The organism is Haloarcula marismortui ATCC 43049 (assembly GCF_000011085.1).
In the GTDB taxonomy this organism is placed as follows: domain Archaea; phylum Halobacteriota; class Halobacteria; order Halobacteriales; family Haloarculaceae; genus Haloarcula; species Haloarcula marismortui.
The window spans coordinates 196,997-211,273 of record NC_006397.1 but is presented as its reverse complement, the minus strand read 5'-3'; the positions used below and the strand labels follow the sequence as shown (position 1 = coordinate 211,273).

The following is a 14,277-nucleotide window of genomic DNA, read 5'->3' as shown; positions in this document are numbered from 1 at the left end:
CACACGCCCGAGTATTTAACTCCGAACCCGTCTTTCTCTGTCGTCGTCTGGTCGGTCGTCGTCGTTACTCTCCACCGTCTCCCGGATGGCCGTCACCGACGCCGCCGAACAGCTGTGTGAACAACGAGTGCTGTGCGCGATGAAGTCGTTCGAGGAATGCAGACTTACTGATCCCGAGCTCGCCAGCGACTTCGCTCGCAGTCGTCTGTCGTGGGACGACAAAGTAGCCCATCGCGACTGCGTATCGGAGACTCTCCTCCTGTGCCGGGGTCAGGTCCCATTGCTGTGCGATAGACGCGTCTTCTGTTGCACGCAGTGCGTACACCCGCTGTAGTTTCACGCCGACAGTTTCACCGGCCGTCTCCATGACTGTCTGGAGAATCTCGTGCCCAACCACAGCACCAGCTAAAACCGCGTTCCCGTCCCGATACGTCAGCGATTCTACCATGAACCCCGCGCTAATGAGTTTATGCACAACACACTGCTGGAGTGACAGGCATCGATAGTTATACCGCCCCTCGGTAACTGACTGGTAGAGATAGCGGATCCGGTCGTCTCCGTCGAGGTAGTCTTTGAGGTCGTCGCTCGCCTGTGCGCTGAACCGCAGCAACACGTTACCGTCCTCCCGGAGGAGCGGCGGGGCCGCCTCGATGGGTGTCCCCGTGACACTGCTCGCATCTGCCAGTGGGCAGTCGTCACCCTCGATGCGAAACTCGACCATCAGGCACTCCTCTATCATTGCCTCGCACATGTGTGGATGTAGTTATAAAACCCGCCTATATGGGGGCAAATTAGTAAGAACATTCCTCACGATTTATAGAATAGATATGAACGTCGACGAAGTCAAAGACCGCGCCGGACCCCGGGAGTTCAGCCCGAAAGACGACCTTCCCGAAGAGTATCGGAAGGCAGCCACGCGGATGCTTGAGTTCCACGCCAACAGCGAGATTATGGGCGCGTTCCTTGAACGGCCCTTCATCAGAAAAGCACCGAGTATCGAGCGAAAGATGGCCTTCAGCGCGAAGGTTCAGGATGAGATCGGCCACGGCCAGATGCTCTACCGAGCGGCGGAATCGCTCGGCGTCAAGACCCGTGAAGAGATGCTCGACGATCTGGCGAACGGAGACGGAAAGTTCCTGAACTGCTTCCACTACCCAATGGAGAGCTACGTCGAGACGCCGATGATCGCGTTCTTTGTCGACGGGGCTGCGATGCGTCGTCAGGCGACCCTGAAAAAGTCCAGCTGGGAGCCATACGCCCACGCGATGGACAAGATCTGCTTCGAAGAGGGGATGCACGTCAAACATGGTGAGTCGATCCTCCGCGAACTGATGAACGGCTCCCGGAAGGAACAGCGTATGACTCAGGAGGCCTTCGAAGAGTGGTGGCCCCGAATCCTGCAGTTCTTCGGCCCGACCGACGACCAGAGCACCCACCACGACTTCGCTGCGGAAGTCGGACTGAAGACGTGTACAAACGACGAACTTCGAACCGCGTTCCTCAACACGTACATCCCGAAGGCCAAGAAATACGGCCTGGAGATGCCCGATGAGCCACGCATCCGCGAAAACGGTGACGGGAGCTACGAGGTCGTTGAGGATGACCTCGACTGGGACGAGTTCTTCACGGTCTCACAGAACGAATACGAGGGCAGTATCGAGCAGATCACCGGTCGCCGGCAGGCTCAGGAAGCGGTACAGTGGGTCCGTGACATGATGGACGACCAGACGACGACGAACAGCGGCCCGCAGTCACAGGCGGCGGACTGAGAACAATGATCTGGGAAGTATTCCGACAACAGAGTCCGGACGCGGATTTCGTTCACTGCCGGGATGTCCACGCACCCGACCGAGAGATGGCGAAGCAGTTCTCGGTCATTCAGCACGGACGGCGGAAGCCAACCCACGCACTCTGGGTTGCCCCGCAGGAGAAAATCACGCAGGTCGACCCCGATGCAGAGAGCCGCGACGAGACTGGGGACGGTGCCGAGAAACCGTGGGCCGTCTTTCGGCAGGACAAGCCCGGTGGGTATCATACGCACTGCGGTGATGTCGACGCTGCCAGCGCCGCCGACGCAGAACAGGCGGCGATCGCGGCGTTCACTGACGACGACCCGAACAGTCTCTGGGTCGTCCAGCACCAGTACATTGGTGAAGTCACAGCGGATGACGTAACGTTTGGCGGGACGACCAACAAGTCCTACCGGTTTGCACAGACGTACAACGTCAACCCGGCTGCTGAGGAGGTCGAAGCCTCCGAGTCTGAGCAAATAGAAGCGGAGAAACAACGAGGTGAAATCTAATGGCAACAACAGAATCCGACCTCGGCGGTCCAACCGACCTTTCGGAGGAAGAACAGCGCGCAGTCGAGGCACAGCTGCTCCGGCTTGCTGACGACGAGTTGATTCAGGCCGAACGCTACACGTTCTGGCAGGTGCGTGCGCCGACACTGGAATCGGACCTCTCGATCTCGAACAACGCACAGGACGAGCTGGGCCACGCACGGCTGTGGTACGATGCAGTGCAGCAACTGGGCTATTCCGAGGAATCGCTCATTTACGAGAGCGACCCCAGCGACTTCCAGCACAGTACGTTCGTCGAGCTGCCGTTTGCGGAAGGTGACTGGGCCGACGCCATCGTCAGAGCGTACCTCTACGACGTTGCTGAAGACATCCGCCTCTCCGCGCTTGAGAACTCGTCATACGAGACAATCCGGAACAGAACGAGCCGCATCCAGGGCGAGGAAGGCTATCATCTCGAACACGCCGAAAGCTGGCTGGACCGGATGGCACTGGACAAGGAAGCCAGCGAACGCGTTCAGGCGGCTATCGACGAGCTCTATCCGTACGCCCTCACGCTGTTCGAACCCGTTGGCGACGTGGAGGCCGACATCGACCGGCTGGGCATCCGAACGATGACCCTCGACGAGATGCGCACCGAGTGGGAGACTCGTGTCGAATCGTTCCTGACCGAACTGGGGTTCGACGTGCCGACCGACGTTGCCCCCGCAACGCCGACGGGCCGGGACAACGAACACACTGACCATTGGCACGACCTTCACGAACAAATGACTTCGAGCTACCGGAATCTGGGACGTGACAAAGCGACGCTGATAATGGCGGACGACGATGAGTAGCGACTACGACCGGCCACGCGCAGACGCTGATGCCACCGCGTGTTCGTACACTGACTACGAGACCAAAGACCACGCGGCGGACGACGTGCCAGCCACGGGCGAAGACGCCGACGGCATCGAACGCGACGTGTGGGCGGCCCTGTATCAGGTCGAGGACCCGGAGATGCCGGTCAGCATCGTCGATCTGGGCCTCATATACGGGCTCGACGTGTCCGACGGCGAAGCCACGGTTGATATGACGCTCACCTACAGCGGCTGTCCGGCACGCGAAATCATCCTCGATGAAGTCGAAGAAGCCGCCGAGAGTGTCGACGGAATCGAGACTGCATCGGTCCGGCTGGTCTGGTCCCCGGACTGGTCCATTGATCTGGTCACCGAACAGGGCAAAGAAGCGTTGCGTGACTTCGGGATGAGCTTTGACGGATGAGCGAGCCGGACCCCAGCGTTACGACCAGCGGCGAACAGACAGGCGCGGAGTGCCCGTACTGTGGCTCGACCGACACCGAACGGAAACACCCACGAGGACCGTCACGGTGTCAGTCGATTCATTACTGTAACGAGTGCCTGCAGCAGTTCAAGAAGTTCGAGTAAGCAGTTATTACTCGCTAGTTCTGGCGTCGCAATTTTATATCGTGAATCAGGGCAATGGTGCCATTGATTGCACTGACTGGCGGTGTGATGCCGACTCGTCGAAGAGAGCTTCAGCCGAGGTTGATGTGGACGTTTTTCACCTCGGTGTAGCTCTCGATAGCCTGTTCGCCCTGTGCGCGACCGTGACCGCTCTGCTTCGTGCCGCCAAAGGGGGTCTGTGGCCACGTGTTGGGCGTCTCGTTGACCATCACCATCCCGTAGTCCAGTCTGTCTGTGACGGTGTGAGCGCGAGTCAGGTCGTTCGTCCAGACACAGGCGGTGAGGCCGAACGGCGAGTCGTTCGCCACGTCAATGGCCGCTTCCTCGTCGCTCACTTCGATTGCAGTGAGCACAGGGCCGAAGATCTCTTCCTGGGCAATCGTCATCTCGTTGTCCACGTCAGCAAAGACGGTCGGCTCGACGAAGTGGCCGGTTTCTTTGTCCCCAGGAACGCCACCGCCGGCCGCGACAGTCGCCCCCTCTTCCTTGCCGGTCTCGATATAATCGAGAATCTCCTGTTGCTGGCCCGCGCTGACGACTGGTCCCATCTGGCCATCGTCGTCGATACCGCCGCCGAGTGGGATGTTTTCAGCGATTTCGGCCATCCGGGAAACCATCTCCTCGTAGACGTCCTCGTGGACGACAATGCGCGAGTTCGCCCAGCACATCTGCCCGGCGTTCATGAAGATCCCGTACTGGATGCCGCGGGCGGCGGCATCGAGGTCAGCGTCGGGGAACACGACTGCCGGCCCTTTGCCGCCGAGTTCGAGCGTTACGTCAGCGACTGCATCGGCAGCAGTGCGCTGGACTGTCTTTCCGACACCGGTACTCCCGGTGAAGGTGACGTGATCGACGCCCTCGTGTCCGGTGAGTGCGTCACCGGCCTCGGACCCCTTCCCGGGAACGACGTTGACGACGCCGTCCGGAAGGCCCGCTTCCTCCGCGGCTTTCGCGTAGTACAGCGCCGATAGCGGCGTCATAGCGGACGGTTTGAGGATAACGCTGTTTCCTGTCGCCAGCGCCGGTGCTAGGCCGCGGCCGGCGAGCTGGAAGGGATAGTTCCACGGCGCGATGTGTGCGGTCACACCGACTGGCTCACGAGTGGTGTAGTTGAGCCGGCCATTTTCGACAGGAATCTCGTCACCGCGGACCTTGTCCGTCCAGCCGGCATAATGGCGGAACGTATCGATGACCATGTCGATTTCCAGCCCAGCCTCGAACGGCGTTTTCCCGTTGTCGTGGGATTCAACCATGGACAGTTCGTCTTTCATCGCCTCGATGGCGTCGGCCATCGCATGGAGTTTCGCCCGGCGCGTTCCGGGGTCCATCGTCGCCCACTCGGAACCCTCTGCAACGGCCGCCTGTGCCGCTTCTACTGCAGCATCGATGTCGGACGCCTCGGCCTTCTGTACCGACGCGTAGGTCCGTTCAGTTGCCGGGTCCTCCGTCTCAATGCTGTCGCCGTTGGTCGCTTCTCGCCATTCTCCGCCGATATACAGGTCTGTCGGGCCGGTGTACTCCATTGCAGTAACAGAGGGAGTGCGCGGCGTCTTAGTTGTTATTATTGATTATTAATGTCTGGGCGACAAGAGCGCTAGCTCTGAGCTTCAAGCCACAAAATTGCGGTACTACGCGCTATCGATGCATCGCCTTCGGCCGCGTCAGTAGACTCACTCGCGTTTCTTGATCAGGAACTTCATGTCGCCCTCGAAGACGACGGTCCCGTCCTGGTTTTCCATTTCAGTGTCGAGGACGACCAGCCCGGCGTCGTCGCGCCCGACTTCTTTGGTGTTGTCAACGACAATCTCCAGCTGGAGTGTATCGCCGATGTGGACCGGGTTTGGGAGGTCCATGTAGTTCATCCCGAGGAACGCGAATGCGGTCCGCTCGACGATCCCGGTCCGGTAGACGAAGCCGGTCGCCTGCACGAACGTCATTGGACCGTGTGCGATCCGCTCACCGAACTCCTGTTCTTCCGCGTATTCCTTGTTCGTATGCAGCTCTGTCCAGTCTCCCGACAGCGCAGAGTGCATGACGAAATCGGACTCGGTAACGGTCCGGCCGACACTGATAAACTCCTGTCCTTCTTCGAAGTCCTCGAAGTGGTGTGGCTCGTAGCTGTATGCCATATTTTTTTATCTAATAGCAGCCATTTATATTTTTACGCTCCGCTGACAGCAGCAGTGACCGGTATATATTTATTATTAGTGATGGAACCACGACCCGTATGTCCGGTGTCGCCGATGAAGTCAGAGAGCGTATCGAATCGGATGCGTACTGCGAAACCCTTGGTATCGATGTCGTCGAACTTGATTCGGGGTACGCCCAGACTGAACTGACGATTACCGAGGACCTGCTGAACTTTCATGGGACACCGCATGGCGGAGCGATCTACTCACTTGCAGATGCGGCGTTCGCCGCGGCGTCGAACTCTCATGGCGAGGCAGCGGTCGCACTGGAGACGAACATCTCGTATTTAGACGCCGTCGACACCGGTGAGACGCTGTCTGCGATCGCTGAAGAAACACATCTCGCAGGCAGCACCGCAGAGTACGAGGTAACGGTGACTGCACAGGATGGCGAGCGCATCGCGACGTTTCGTGGACGAGTCTACCGGCCCTGACAGTCAGTCACGGTGGTCGTAGACGCGTTTTACCTTGCCGACCTGCGTTCGTTCGATACTGCCGGGCGCAACGAGTTCGAGTTCGTCCGGGGTGAACGCGAGTACGTTTTCTAGCCGCTCGATGATTTCGTCTTCCAGCGCTTTGTCACCCGGCCCCTGCTCTGCAGTTCGTTCGATGGTGAGTTCCAGGATGTCGAGGTTGTCCTCTTTGTAGAGGTCGATCCGGTAATGTGGAGCAACGCCGTCGATATCCAATACAGCGTGTTCGATTTCGCTGGGATAGAGATTCACGCCCCGAACGATGAGGAGGTCGTCGGTCCGGCCGGTGACGTTGTCCATCCGTACCATCGTCCGTCCGCACGCACACTCGTCGTAGTTCAGTGTCGTGAGGTCGCCAGTTCGGTACCGGAAGACCGGCAACGCTTCCTTGGTGAGTGTTGTCAGAACGAGTTCACCTTCTTCGCCTTCCTCGACCGGTTCTTTCGTGTGTGGGTCGATGACTTCCGGGTAGAAGTGGTCCTCCCAGATGTGGAGTCCGTCCTTCGCTTCGTGGCATTCACACGAGACCCCAGGACCGATGATCTCCGAGAGTCCGTAAATATCGATGCCATCAACGCCCAGCCGCTCTTCGATTTCCTCCCGCATCGGGTCGGTACACGGCTCAGCGCCGAAGATTATCGTCGAGATCGGCAGATCTCTGGGGTCGTGGCCCATCTCTTCGGCCGTTTCGGCGAGGTAGAGTGCATACGATGGGGTGCATGTGAAAACATCGCTTTCTAGGTCGGTCATCAACTCGACCTGTCGCTGTGTCTGGCCGCTTCCGATAGGAACAACTGAGGCCCCCAACTCCTCAGTTCCGTAGTGGATACCAAGTCCGCCAGTGAACAACCCGTACCCGTAGGCGTTCTGGACGGTATCGCCCGCTTCAGTGCCGCTCGCAGCCAGCGAACGCGCGACAACTTCACTCCAGGTGTCGAGGTCGTCATCCGTGTACGAGACGATTTTCGGCTTCCCGGTCGTCCCGGACGACGCGTGGATGCGGGCGACCTCCTCGTCGTCTACGGCGAAGAGTCCATCTGGGTACTCGTCGCGGAAATCCTCTTTCGTCGTCATCGGCAGTTTCGTGATGTCGTCGATACTCTGGATGTCTTCGGGCGAGACACCTGCCGCATCGAGTTTCTCCCGGTAAAACGGGACGTTCTCGTGGGCGTGTGTGACAATTCTTTGCAATCGGTCAGATTGCAACGCACGCAGCTCTGTCCGGTCAGACGCCTCCAGTGGCTTGTACACCATCTTCAATGATAGAATTGAATGTTAATGATAAAATGGTTTGGGATTGGTCACTGCACCGCCAGTTGCGTGCTTGGTCTAAGGCTGTCAGCAAACGATGCAAAGCTATTTTTCAGTACCCTCAGAGTTCCATGTATGCGGGATGCGTATCTCATCGGCGCAGGGCAAACGCCGTTTGGCTCGATGCCCGAAGAGAGCTACAGATCACTGTTCGACCACGCAGTCAGCGAAGCCATCGACAGTGTCGACCATGGTATCGATACGAACGCGATAGACGAAGCGGTCGTCGGCTCACTCGGCGTGGGCGGTCGACAGCTCGGTCTCTCTGGACCGGCAGCGACTGAACACGCTGGGCTGCACGGCGTCCCCAGCGTGCGCGTTGAAAACGCCTGCGCCGCGTCGGGCTACGCTGTCCGACAGGCAGTGCAGGCAGTCAAAAGCGGGATGGCCGACGTAGCGCTGGCTGGCGGCGTCGAAGTCATGACAGACATGAGCAGCGATGTGACGAAGTACTGGCTTGGTGTTTCCGGTGAAACAGAGTGGGAACGGCTGACTGGGACGACCTTCTCTGGCGTTTACGCACAGATGGCAAGTGCGTATCTACGGGAGTACGAGGCCAGCGAGGAGCACCTCTCGATGGTGGCGGTCAAGAACCATCGGAACGGCGCAAAGAACCCGAAGGCCCACCTGGGCTTCGAATGCTCCCTCGAAGACGCCGTCGGCGCACCGGTCGTCGCAGACCCCTTGAACCTCTATCACTGCTGTCCGACCTCTGACGGCGCAGCGGTCGCGCTCATCGCGAGTGAGGACGTCGTCGGGCAGTACACCGACGACCCGGTCCGGATCGCCGGGGTCGGCGCGGCCAGCGACCGGGTCGGTCTCTTCCAGCGAAACAGCTACACTTCGATTTCTGCCTCGGAAATGGCCGCAGACACAGCCTACGACCGTGCCGGGGTTGGCCCTGACGACCTCGATTTCGCAGAGGTCCACGATTGCTTCACGATCGCCGAACTGCTTGCATACGAGGACCTCGGGTTCTGTGACCGCGGCGAGGCCCCACAGTTACTTGAAGCGGGAACGACCGAATCTGACGGAGCAATGCCGGTCAATCTCTCCGGCGGGCTGAAATCAAAGGGTCACCCTATCGGCGCAACCGGTGCCGGACAGCTTGTCGAGGCGTTCAAACAACTCACCGGCGGCGCTGCGGACCGGCAGCTAGCGGCCCCGAAGTACGGGCTGACTCACAACGTGGGTGGGAGCGGCGGCAGCGCAGTTGTCCACATCCTCGAACGGGAGGCCGCACGATGACTGCCGCAGGGCTTGCGGCCATCGGTGCGTACGCACCTCGCCTGCGGATCGACGCTGAAGAGTTCGAAGCCGCCTGGGGTCGGTTCGATGCGGCGGGGGTTGATGAGAAGGCGGTCCCCGATGCCGACGAAGACGCAGTCACGATGGGTGTCGAAGCGGCCCGCCGTGCGCTCACTGCAGCTGACGCGTCCGGCGCGGCCGTTGCGCATCTGGCCTTTGCGACGACGACACCGCCGATGGCCGAAGAGGACCTTGCAGCGAGACTCTGCAGTATTCTCAACGTCCCCGACGATGCAAAGACGCAGACGATAACCGGCTCCACGCACGCCGGTGCGCAAGCACTGGACGCAACCATGGACGGCGGGCCGTTCGGGGAGGACATCGGCCTCGTCATCATCAGTGACTGTCCGCGGGGCGACCCTGACAGCGAGGTCGAGCACGCCGCCGGTGCCGGGAGCGTCGCGCTCGTTGTCGACGATGACGGTCCCGGAACCGTCATTGAGCGAGCGTCACACACGGAGGCCTACCCCGGAACGCGTTTCAGAACGGGCGGGGACGACCGGACGACCGGTCTGGGCGTGACGCAGTACGACCGCGAGGCGTTCACGACCACACTCGGCAGTGCGGCGGACAGACTGGACGTGCCGATGGAGACAGTCGATGCAGCAGCGGTCCAGTCTCCGGACGGAAAGCTCCCGTATCGGGCAACAGGTGCGCTCGGGGTTGACGCAGCGACTATCGCCGCCGCTGACACAGTTAGTTCGCTCGGGGACACCGGCGCAGCAAGCGCATTTCTCGGGGCGGCGACAGCGTTTGCGGATGGCGCTGAACGTGTGTTGATTGCTGCGTACGGAAGCGGCGCGAGTGCGACGCTCTTCGTCGCCACTGGTCCCGTTCCGGTCAACACTGCGCTGGACGGTGCTGTCTCCCTGTCCTACGCCGCGTACCTCAGGCGGCGAGGCGAGATTACGCGCGACGAACCCGAAGGTGGCGGAGCGTACGTCAGTGTCCCGTCCTGGCAGCGGACGATTCCGCAACGCCACCGGCTTGTCGCCGGTCGGTGTTCCGCGTGTGAGGCGTTGAACTTCCCGCCGACCGGGGCCTGTACGGACTGTCACGAGCGCACCAGCGATTTCGAGGCTGTCGAACTGCCCGGGACAGGGACAGTCGAGGCAGTAACGACTATCCGACAGGGCGGTGCGCCACCGGAGTTCGTCGCCCAGCAGTCGAAAAGCGGCCAGTTCGATAGTGCTATCATCGCGCTCCATAGTCAATCAGGCGAGCAGACCGTGAGTGTCCCTGCACAGGTGCTTCAGGCGACGGACGAAGTCACGATAGGCACACCTGTCGTGCTGACGACGCGACGCATCTACACGCAGGAGGGGGTCATCAGATACGGCTTCAAAGCACAGGTCGCCAGCCAGCGCCGGTAGCCGGCACTAGCAGGGATTCTCGAACACAACCGCGATGCCCTGACCGAAACCGACACACATCGTCGCCAGTCCGTGGGTCGCGTCCTGCCGTTGCATCTCGTGTAACAATGTCGTCGTGATTCGTGCCCCCGAACAGCCAAGCGGATGGCCTAACGCGATAGCCCCACCGTTGACGTTGAGCCGCTCAGTCGGAATCCCCAGCTCGCGCTTGCAGTGGAGACTCTGGGCCGCGAACGCCTCGTTGAGTTCCACGAGATCGATATCGTCGATTGTCAGGCCGGCATTGTCCAGTGCAGCACGCGTGGCCGGAATCGGTCCCCGTCCCATGACCAGCGGGTCGACACCAGCGACAGACCGCGTCTCGATCCGGCCGAGGACATCGAGACCGTGCTGGTCCGCGTACGCCGCCGAAGTGACGAGCATCCCGGCCGCACCGTCGGTCAGCGGTGATGCGTTCCCCGGCGTGACTGTCGCTGCCTCGTCGTCACGGAACACTGTCGGGAGTTCGCTCAACTGCTCGACTGACGTGTCTGCTCGCGGTGTTTTATCGCTCTCTACCGCTGTCTCGTCGGTGTGGACTGGCACGGTCTCTGCATCGAACCGACCGCTTTCCATGGCAGCGACCGCCCGCTCGTGTGAACGCAACGCGAACTCGTCCTGGGCTTTTCGGCTGATATCGTGGGTCCGTGCGATGGTTTCGGCCGTCTGTCCCATCGGAAGCCTGTCGGGGTCGTACCGCTGTTCGATAGCGGGATGCAGCCAGTCGGAGAAAGGGACGGTGCTCATGTGTTCGACACCGGCCACCGGATACACCGCCCCGTCGCCCGCCTCGATGGCGCGAGCGGCGTCGACAAGCGTCGTCAGCGAAGAGCCACACAGGCGGGTCGTTGTCGCCCCGGGCACTGTCTCGGGAAACCCGCCGGCGAGTATCGACTGCCGGGCGAGGTTTCGGCCCTGCTCGCCCTCCTGGTTTGCACACCCGAGCCGGAAGTCATCCCACTCGACGGCCGGGACACCGGTCCGGTCAACAAGTGCAGTAAGCACAGTGGAGACGAGGTCTTCGGGATGTGTCCCAGCCAATGCGCCATCCTTCGGTACCTGTGGCGTTCGTACGGCATCGACAACAACGGCTTGCGAGTCGGAAGCAGTCATCCTCACCGGTTCATATCGCGGCCGCCGTATTAAATGCAGGCCACACTGGCAGCGGGACGCAGGCAACGTTTTTACCCCTCGCTACTGTGCTGAGAAATGATGCACGTAGCTATCCTAGGCGCCGGTACCATGGGCCACGGTATCGCTCAAGTATCTGCAATGGCCGGTCACGACGTCTCTCTCCGTGATATCGAGGCGGATATCGTCGACGACGGCCTGACCGCCATCGAGTCGAATCTGGAGGAGGGTATCGCCCGGGAGAAAGTGACCGAATCGACGGCCGAGGCAACGATAGACCGCCTCAAAGGGACGACCTCGCTAGAAGAGGCCGTGACTGGGGCAGACCTCGTCGTGGAAGCAGTCCCCGAAGAGATGGCGATCAAACACGAGACGCTCACTGCGGTCGAATCCCACGTCGACCCGGCGACGCTTATCGCTTCAAACACTTCTTCGCTGTCACTGACTGAGATAGCGAGCGTCCTTGACTATCCCGAGCGAGCTATTGGCCTTCACTTTTTCAATCCGGTGCACATTATGGCACTCGTCGAGATTGTCGTCGCGGAACAGACGAGTGCCGAAACGATTGCGCGTGCCCGGGAGTTCGTGAACGGGATCGACAAGACACCGGTGGAGGTGGCCGATGCACCGGGCTTTGCCTCCTCCCGCCTTGGCGTCTCGCTGGGAGTCGAAGCGATGCGGATGGTGCAGGAAGGCGTTGCAACACCGCAGGACATCGACACCGCGATGGAACTCGGCTACAATCACCCGATGGGACCTATCGAACTCGGCGACGTCGTCGGTCTTGATGTCCGACTCGACATCCTCGAATACCTGCGTGACGAACTCGGTGAACGGTTCCGTCCGCCACAGATCCTGAAACGGAAGGTCCGTGCGGGCAAACTCGGCAAGAAATCCGGCGAGGGGTTCTACGTCTGGGAGGACGGTGACATCGTTGGCACCAGCGGCGAGTGGGGGGACGCATGACGGACCTCGCTGACATTGCGGCGGACTGTGAAACGGTCTCGGTGCGCGTCGGGGACCGCGTGGAGAACGTCGCTACCGTCGAATTACACCGCCCGGAGGCTCGAAACGCGCTCAACACCCAGTTGCGGTCGGAGTTCAAGCAGGTCTTCGACGCAATCCCGGACAGCGACGTTCGTGCTGTCGTGTTGACTGGCGCGGCAGACACCGGCGCATTCGTTGCGGGTGCGGACGTAACGGAACTCCGCGAGCGGGATATGCTAGAGCAACGGGAGGCGAGCAAGCGACCTCGCGTCTACGAGTACGTCGACGAGTGCCCGATGCCGGTCATCGCCCGTATCAACGGGCACGCCCTCGGCGGCGGCTGTGAGCTGATTCAGGCGGCTGATATCCGGATCGCGCATACGGATGCGAAATTTGGGCAGCCGGAAATCAACCTTGGCATCATGCCTGGTGGTGGCGGCACACAGCGACTGCCGCGCCTGGTCGGCGAGGGCCACGCAATGCGGCTTATCCTCACTGGCGAACTTATCGACGCGTCGGAGGCTGTCGATATCGGCCTCGTCGACGAAGTTCACGATGACGACTCCTTCGATGAGCGTGTCTACGACATCGCGTCGTCGATTGCAGAAAAAAGCCCTGCGGCGCTCGAATTAGCGAAGAAAGCCGTTCGTGCCAGTTCCCGAATGGACCTCGAAGCCGGCATTGAGTACGAAGCCGAACTGTTCGCTCAACTGTTCGCAACCGGTGACAAGGACGAAGGTATCGACGCGTTCCTCGAAGACAGAGATCCAGAGTGGGCCAGCGAGTGAGCGCATCTCGTCCCCAAAACGGGGTCCATCGTTCGACCGCAGCCACACGCAGCGAAGTACAACTCGAAAACTGCTCGTTGCCCCGCTGGAACTACGCTGGTAGCCTCAAGGATGGGCCATGTTTATCCCGATCTCGTTGACAACGCCCAGTAGCAGCGTCGGCAGTTCGTCCCGAAGAATGGGGCCTTCAAGCCGGCTTGCTGGGCCAGAGACACTGATCGCCCCGATGGCAATGTCGTTCTCGTCCGTGATCGGGGCCCCGACCGCGTGCAGTCCCTCCACCGACTCCTGAAAGTTGAACGCGTATCCGCGGTCACGGATGGCCTCGATTTCCTCCCAGAGTTCGTCCCGGTCGGTGATCGTCTGTGGCGTCCGGCCAGGCAAGCCATGCCTGTCGATGGTCTTCGTGATCTGGTTGTCTGGAAGGTGTGCCAGTATGGCCTTCCCCGCGGCGTGCTGGTGGAGATAGTTCCGATGGCCAACTCGGGCGTACGTCTGCACCGAGTGTTTCCCCTGAGCGCCGTAGATGTGGACGCTCCGGCCGTGTTCTTCAACGGCACACCAGATTTTTTCCTCGGTCTCTTCCGCGAGTTCGTCGACTCTTGGCTTCGCCTCGTCGTAGAGCCGGTATTTGTTCCGTGCCACTTCGCCGTAGTCCAGAAAGCGGATCCCGAGCTGATACTCGTTATCGTCCTCGACGAGGAGACTGTTGGCCGCGAGTGTCTTCATGTATCTGTGTGTTGTACTCTTCGCACAGTCGAGGTGGGCTGTCATTTCAGACACCGTGGCCGTGTCGTGTTCCTTGAGATACTCCATGATCTCGATTGCTCTCTCGATCGTTCCGACCGGCCTGTTGACAGCGGGCGGGATTGCCATACGTACACACATGACTAATCGACTTACAAGTGTTTTG

General features: G+C 60.5%; 15 protein-coding genes and 2 pseudogenes. 11 read left to right on the top strand and 6 right to left on the bottom strand.

Annotated elements, in window-relative coordinates; all coding sequences use genetic code 11:
• Window positions 1-64: 64 nt before the first annotated feature.
• Window positions 65-721, bottom strand: a complete 657-nt coding sequence (locus RR_RS20775; protein WP_079891029.1) for a helix-turn-helix domain-containing protein — start codon at window positions 719-721, stop codon at window positions 65-67.
• Window positions 722-827: 106 nt separating this feature from the next.
• Here RR_RS20775 and paaA point away from each other — a divergent pair, with 106 nt between their 5' ends.
• From paaA to paaE, 6 genes and pseudogenes are all read left to right on the top strand, one after another.
• Window positions 828-1,769 carry a 1,2-phenylacetyl-CoA epoxidase subunit PaaA gene (gene paaA, locus RR_RS20770; protein WP_007188584.1) on the top strand — a complete coding sequence of 314 codons (942 nt, stop codon included), beginning with the start codon at window positions 828-830 and terminating at the stop codon, window positions 1,767-1,769.
• A gap of 5 nt (window positions 1,770-1,774) precedes the next feature.
• Window positions 1,775-1,948: pseudogene (locus RR_RS23165) on the top strand (PacF protein); the annotation flags it as partial.
• Between the two features lie 54 nt (window positions 1,949-2,002).
• Window positions 2,003-2,302 (top strand): annotated as a pseudogene (locus RR_RS23160) (PacF protein); the annotation flags it as partial.
• Window positions 2,302-3,135 carry a 1,2-phenylacetyl-CoA epoxidase subunit PaaC gene (gene paaC, locus RR_RS20760; RefSeq protein ID WP_007188583.1) on the top strand — a complete coding sequence of 278 codons (834 nt, stop codon included), beginning with the start codon at window positions 2,302-2,304 and terminating at the stop codon, window positions 3,133-3,135. The pseudogene RR_RS23160 and the gene paaC, both read left to right, overlap by 1 nt.
• Window positions 3,128-3,562, top strand: a complete 435-nt coding sequence (gene paaD, locus RR_RS20755; protein WP_004966591.1) for a 1,2-phenylacetyl-CoA epoxidase subunit PaaD — start codon at window positions 3,128-3,130, stop codon at window positions 3,560-3,562. The genes paaC and paaD overlap by 8 nt, the downstream gene beginning before the upstream one ends.
• Window positions 3,559-3,726 carry a 1,2-phenylacetyl-CoA epoxidase subunit PaaE gene (paaE, locus tag RR_RS22650; protein ID WP_004594293.1) on the top strand — a complete coding sequence of 56 codons (168 nt, stop codon included), beginning with the start codon at window positions 3,559-3,561 and terminating at the stop codon, window positions 3,724-3,726. The genes paaD and paaE overlap by 4 nt, the downstream gene beginning before the upstream one ends.
• A 110-nt stretch (window positions 3,727-3,836) precedes the next feature.
• Here the strand turns inward: paaE and RR_RS20750 are convergent, their stop codons facing one another.
• Both RR_RS20750 and RR_RS20745 read right to left on the bottom strand, forming a co-directional pair.
• Entirely contained in the window at window positions 3,837-5,288 is a 1,452-nt protein-coding gene (locus tag RR_RS20750) for an aldehyde dehydrogenase family protein (protein WP_011224924.1), read from the bottom strand.
• A gap of 147 nt (window positions 5,289-5,435) precedes the next feature.
• The gene (locus RR_RS20745; protein ID WP_004594295.1) at window positions 5,436-5,894 is read right to left on the bottom strand and encodes a MaoC/PaaZ C-terminal domain-containing protein; all 459 of its coding nucleotides are present in this window, start codon (window positions 5,892-5,894) and stop codon (window positions 5,436-5,438) included.
• A 98-nt stretch (window positions 5,895-5,992) separates the two neighbouring features.
• Here RR_RS20745 and paaI point away from each other — a divergent pair, with 98 nt between their 5' ends.
• Window positions 5,993-6,388: a hydroxyphenylacetyl-CoA thioesterase PaaI gene (gene paaI / locus RR_RS20740; RefSeq protein WP_011224925.1), complete on the top strand. Its 396-nt coding sequence runs from the start codon at window positions 5,993-5,995 to the stop codon at window positions 6,386-6,388.
• Between the two features lie 3 nt (window positions 6,389-6,391).
• Here paaI and paaK read toward each other — a convergent pair whose 3' ends face one another.
• Window positions 6,392-7,681, bottom strand: a complete 1,290-nt coding sequence (gene paaK / locus RR_RS20735) for a phenylacetate--CoA ligase PaaK (RefSeq protein WP_007188580.1) — start codon at window positions 7,679-7,681, stop codon at window positions 6,392-6,394.
• A 132-nt stretch (window positions 7,682-7,813) separates the two neighbouring features.
• On the opposite strand from paaK, the gene RR_RS20730 reads away from it, so the two are divergent.
• Window positions 7,814-8,986, top strand: a complete 1,173-nt coding sequence (locus RR_RS20730; RefSeq protein ID WP_049939234.1) for a thiolase domain-containing protein — start codon at window positions 7,814-7,816, stop codon at window positions 8,984-8,986.
• Window positions 8,983-10,419 (top strand): zinc ribbon domain-containing protein, encoded by a 1,437-nt coding sequence (locus RR_RS20725; RefSeq protein ID WP_011224927.1) that lies wholly within the window; start codon window positions 8,983-8,985, stop codon window positions 10,417-10,419. The genes RR_RS20730 and RR_RS20725 overlap by 4 nt, the downstream gene beginning before the upstream one ends.
• 6 nt (window positions 10,420-10,425) lie before the next feature.
• Here the strand turns inward: RR_RS20725 and RR_RS20720 are convergent, their stop codons facing one another.
• Window positions 10,426-11,571 carry a thiolase family protein gene (locus RR_RS20720; RefSeq protein ID WP_011224928.1) on the bottom strand — a complete coding sequence of 382 codons (1,146 nt, stop codon included), beginning with the start codon at window positions 11,569-11,571 and terminating at the stop codon, window positions 10,426-10,428.
• A gap of 99 nt (window positions 11,572-11,670) precedes the next feature.
• On the opposite strand from RR_RS20720, the gene RR_RS20715 reads away from it, so the two are divergent.
• The gene (locus tag RR_RS20715; protein ID WP_049939251.1) at window positions 11,671-12,555 is read left to right on the top strand and encodes a 3-hydroxyacyl-CoA dehydrogenase family protein; all 885 of its coding nucleotides are present in this window, start codon (window positions 11,671-11,673) and stop codon (window positions 12,553-12,555) included.
• Entirely contained in the window at window positions 12,552-13,364 is an 813-nt protein-coding gene (locus tag RR_RS20710; RefSeq protein WP_004966579.1) for an enoyl-CoA hydratase/isomerase family protein, read from the top strand. Before RR_RS20715 ends, RR_RS20710 begins: the two co-directional genes overlap by 4 nt.
• Before the next feature lie 105 nt (window positions 13,365-13,469).
• Here RR_RS20710 and RR_RS20705 read toward each other — a convergent pair whose 3' ends face one another.
• A complete protein-coding gene (locus RR_RS20705; RefSeq protein WP_004966577.1) occupies window positions 13,470-14,240 on the bottom strand; it encodes an IclR family transcriptional regulator in 771 nt (256 codons plus the stop codon).
• Window positions 14,241-14,277 lie beyond the last annotated feature (37 nt).

Coding starts and splice junctions, on each gene's coding strand:
- RR_RS20775 (WP_079891029.1), bottom strand. CDS start 721: ATGGTCGAGTTTCGCATCGAGGGTGACGACTGCCCACTGGCAGATGCG.
- paaA (WP_007188584.1), top strand. CDS start 828: ATGAACGTCGACGAAGTCAAAGACCGCGCCGGACCCCGGGAGTTCAGC.
- paaC (WP_007188583.1), top strand. CDS start 2,302: ATGGCAACAACAGAATCCGACCTCGGCGGTCCAACCGACCTTTCGGAG.
- paaD (WP_004966591.1), top strand. CDS start 3,128: ATGAGTAGCGACTACGACCGGCCACGCGCAGACGCTGATGCCACCGCG.
- paaE (WP_004594293.1), top strand. CDS start 3,559: ATGAGCGAGCCGGACCCCAGCGTTACGACCAGCGGCGAACAGACAGGC.
- RR_RS20750 (WP_011224924.1), bottom strand. CDS start 5,288: ATGGAGTACACCGGCCCGACAGACCTGTATATCGGCGGAGAATGGCGA.
- RR_RS20745 (WP_004594295.1), bottom strand. CDS start 5,894: ATGGCATACAGCTACGAGCCACACCACTTCGAGGACTTCGAAGAAGGA.
- paaI (WP_011224925.1), top strand. CDS start 5,993: ATGTCCGGTGTCGCCGATGAAGTCAGAGAGCGTATCGAATCGGATGCG.
- paaK (WP_007188580.1), bottom strand. CDS start 7,681: ATGGTGTACAAGCCACTGGAGGCGTCTGACCGGACAGAGCTGCGTGCG.
- RR_RS20730 (WP_049939234.1), top strand. CDS start 7,814: ATGCGGGATGCGTATCTCATCGGCGCAGGGCAAACGCCGTTTGGCTCG.
- RR_RS20725 (WP_011224927.1), top strand. CDS start 8,983: ATGACTGCCGCAGGGCTTGCGGCCATCGGTGCGTACGCACCTCGCCTG.
- RR_RS20720 (WP_011224928.1), bottom strand. CDS start 11,571: ATGACTGCTTCCGACTCGCAAGCCGTTGTTGTCGATGCCGTACGAACG.
- RR_RS20715 (WP_049939251.1), top strand. CDS start 11,671: ATGCACGTAGCTATCCTAGGCGCCGGTACCATGGGCCACGGTATCGCT.
- RR_RS20710 (WP_004966579.1), top strand. CDS start 12,552: ATGACGGACCTCGCTGACATTGCGGCGGACTGTGAAACGGTCTCGGTG.
- RR_RS20705 (WP_004966577.1), bottom strand. CDS start 14,240: ATGGCAATCCCGCCCGCTGTCAACAGGCCGGTCGGAACGATCGAGAGA.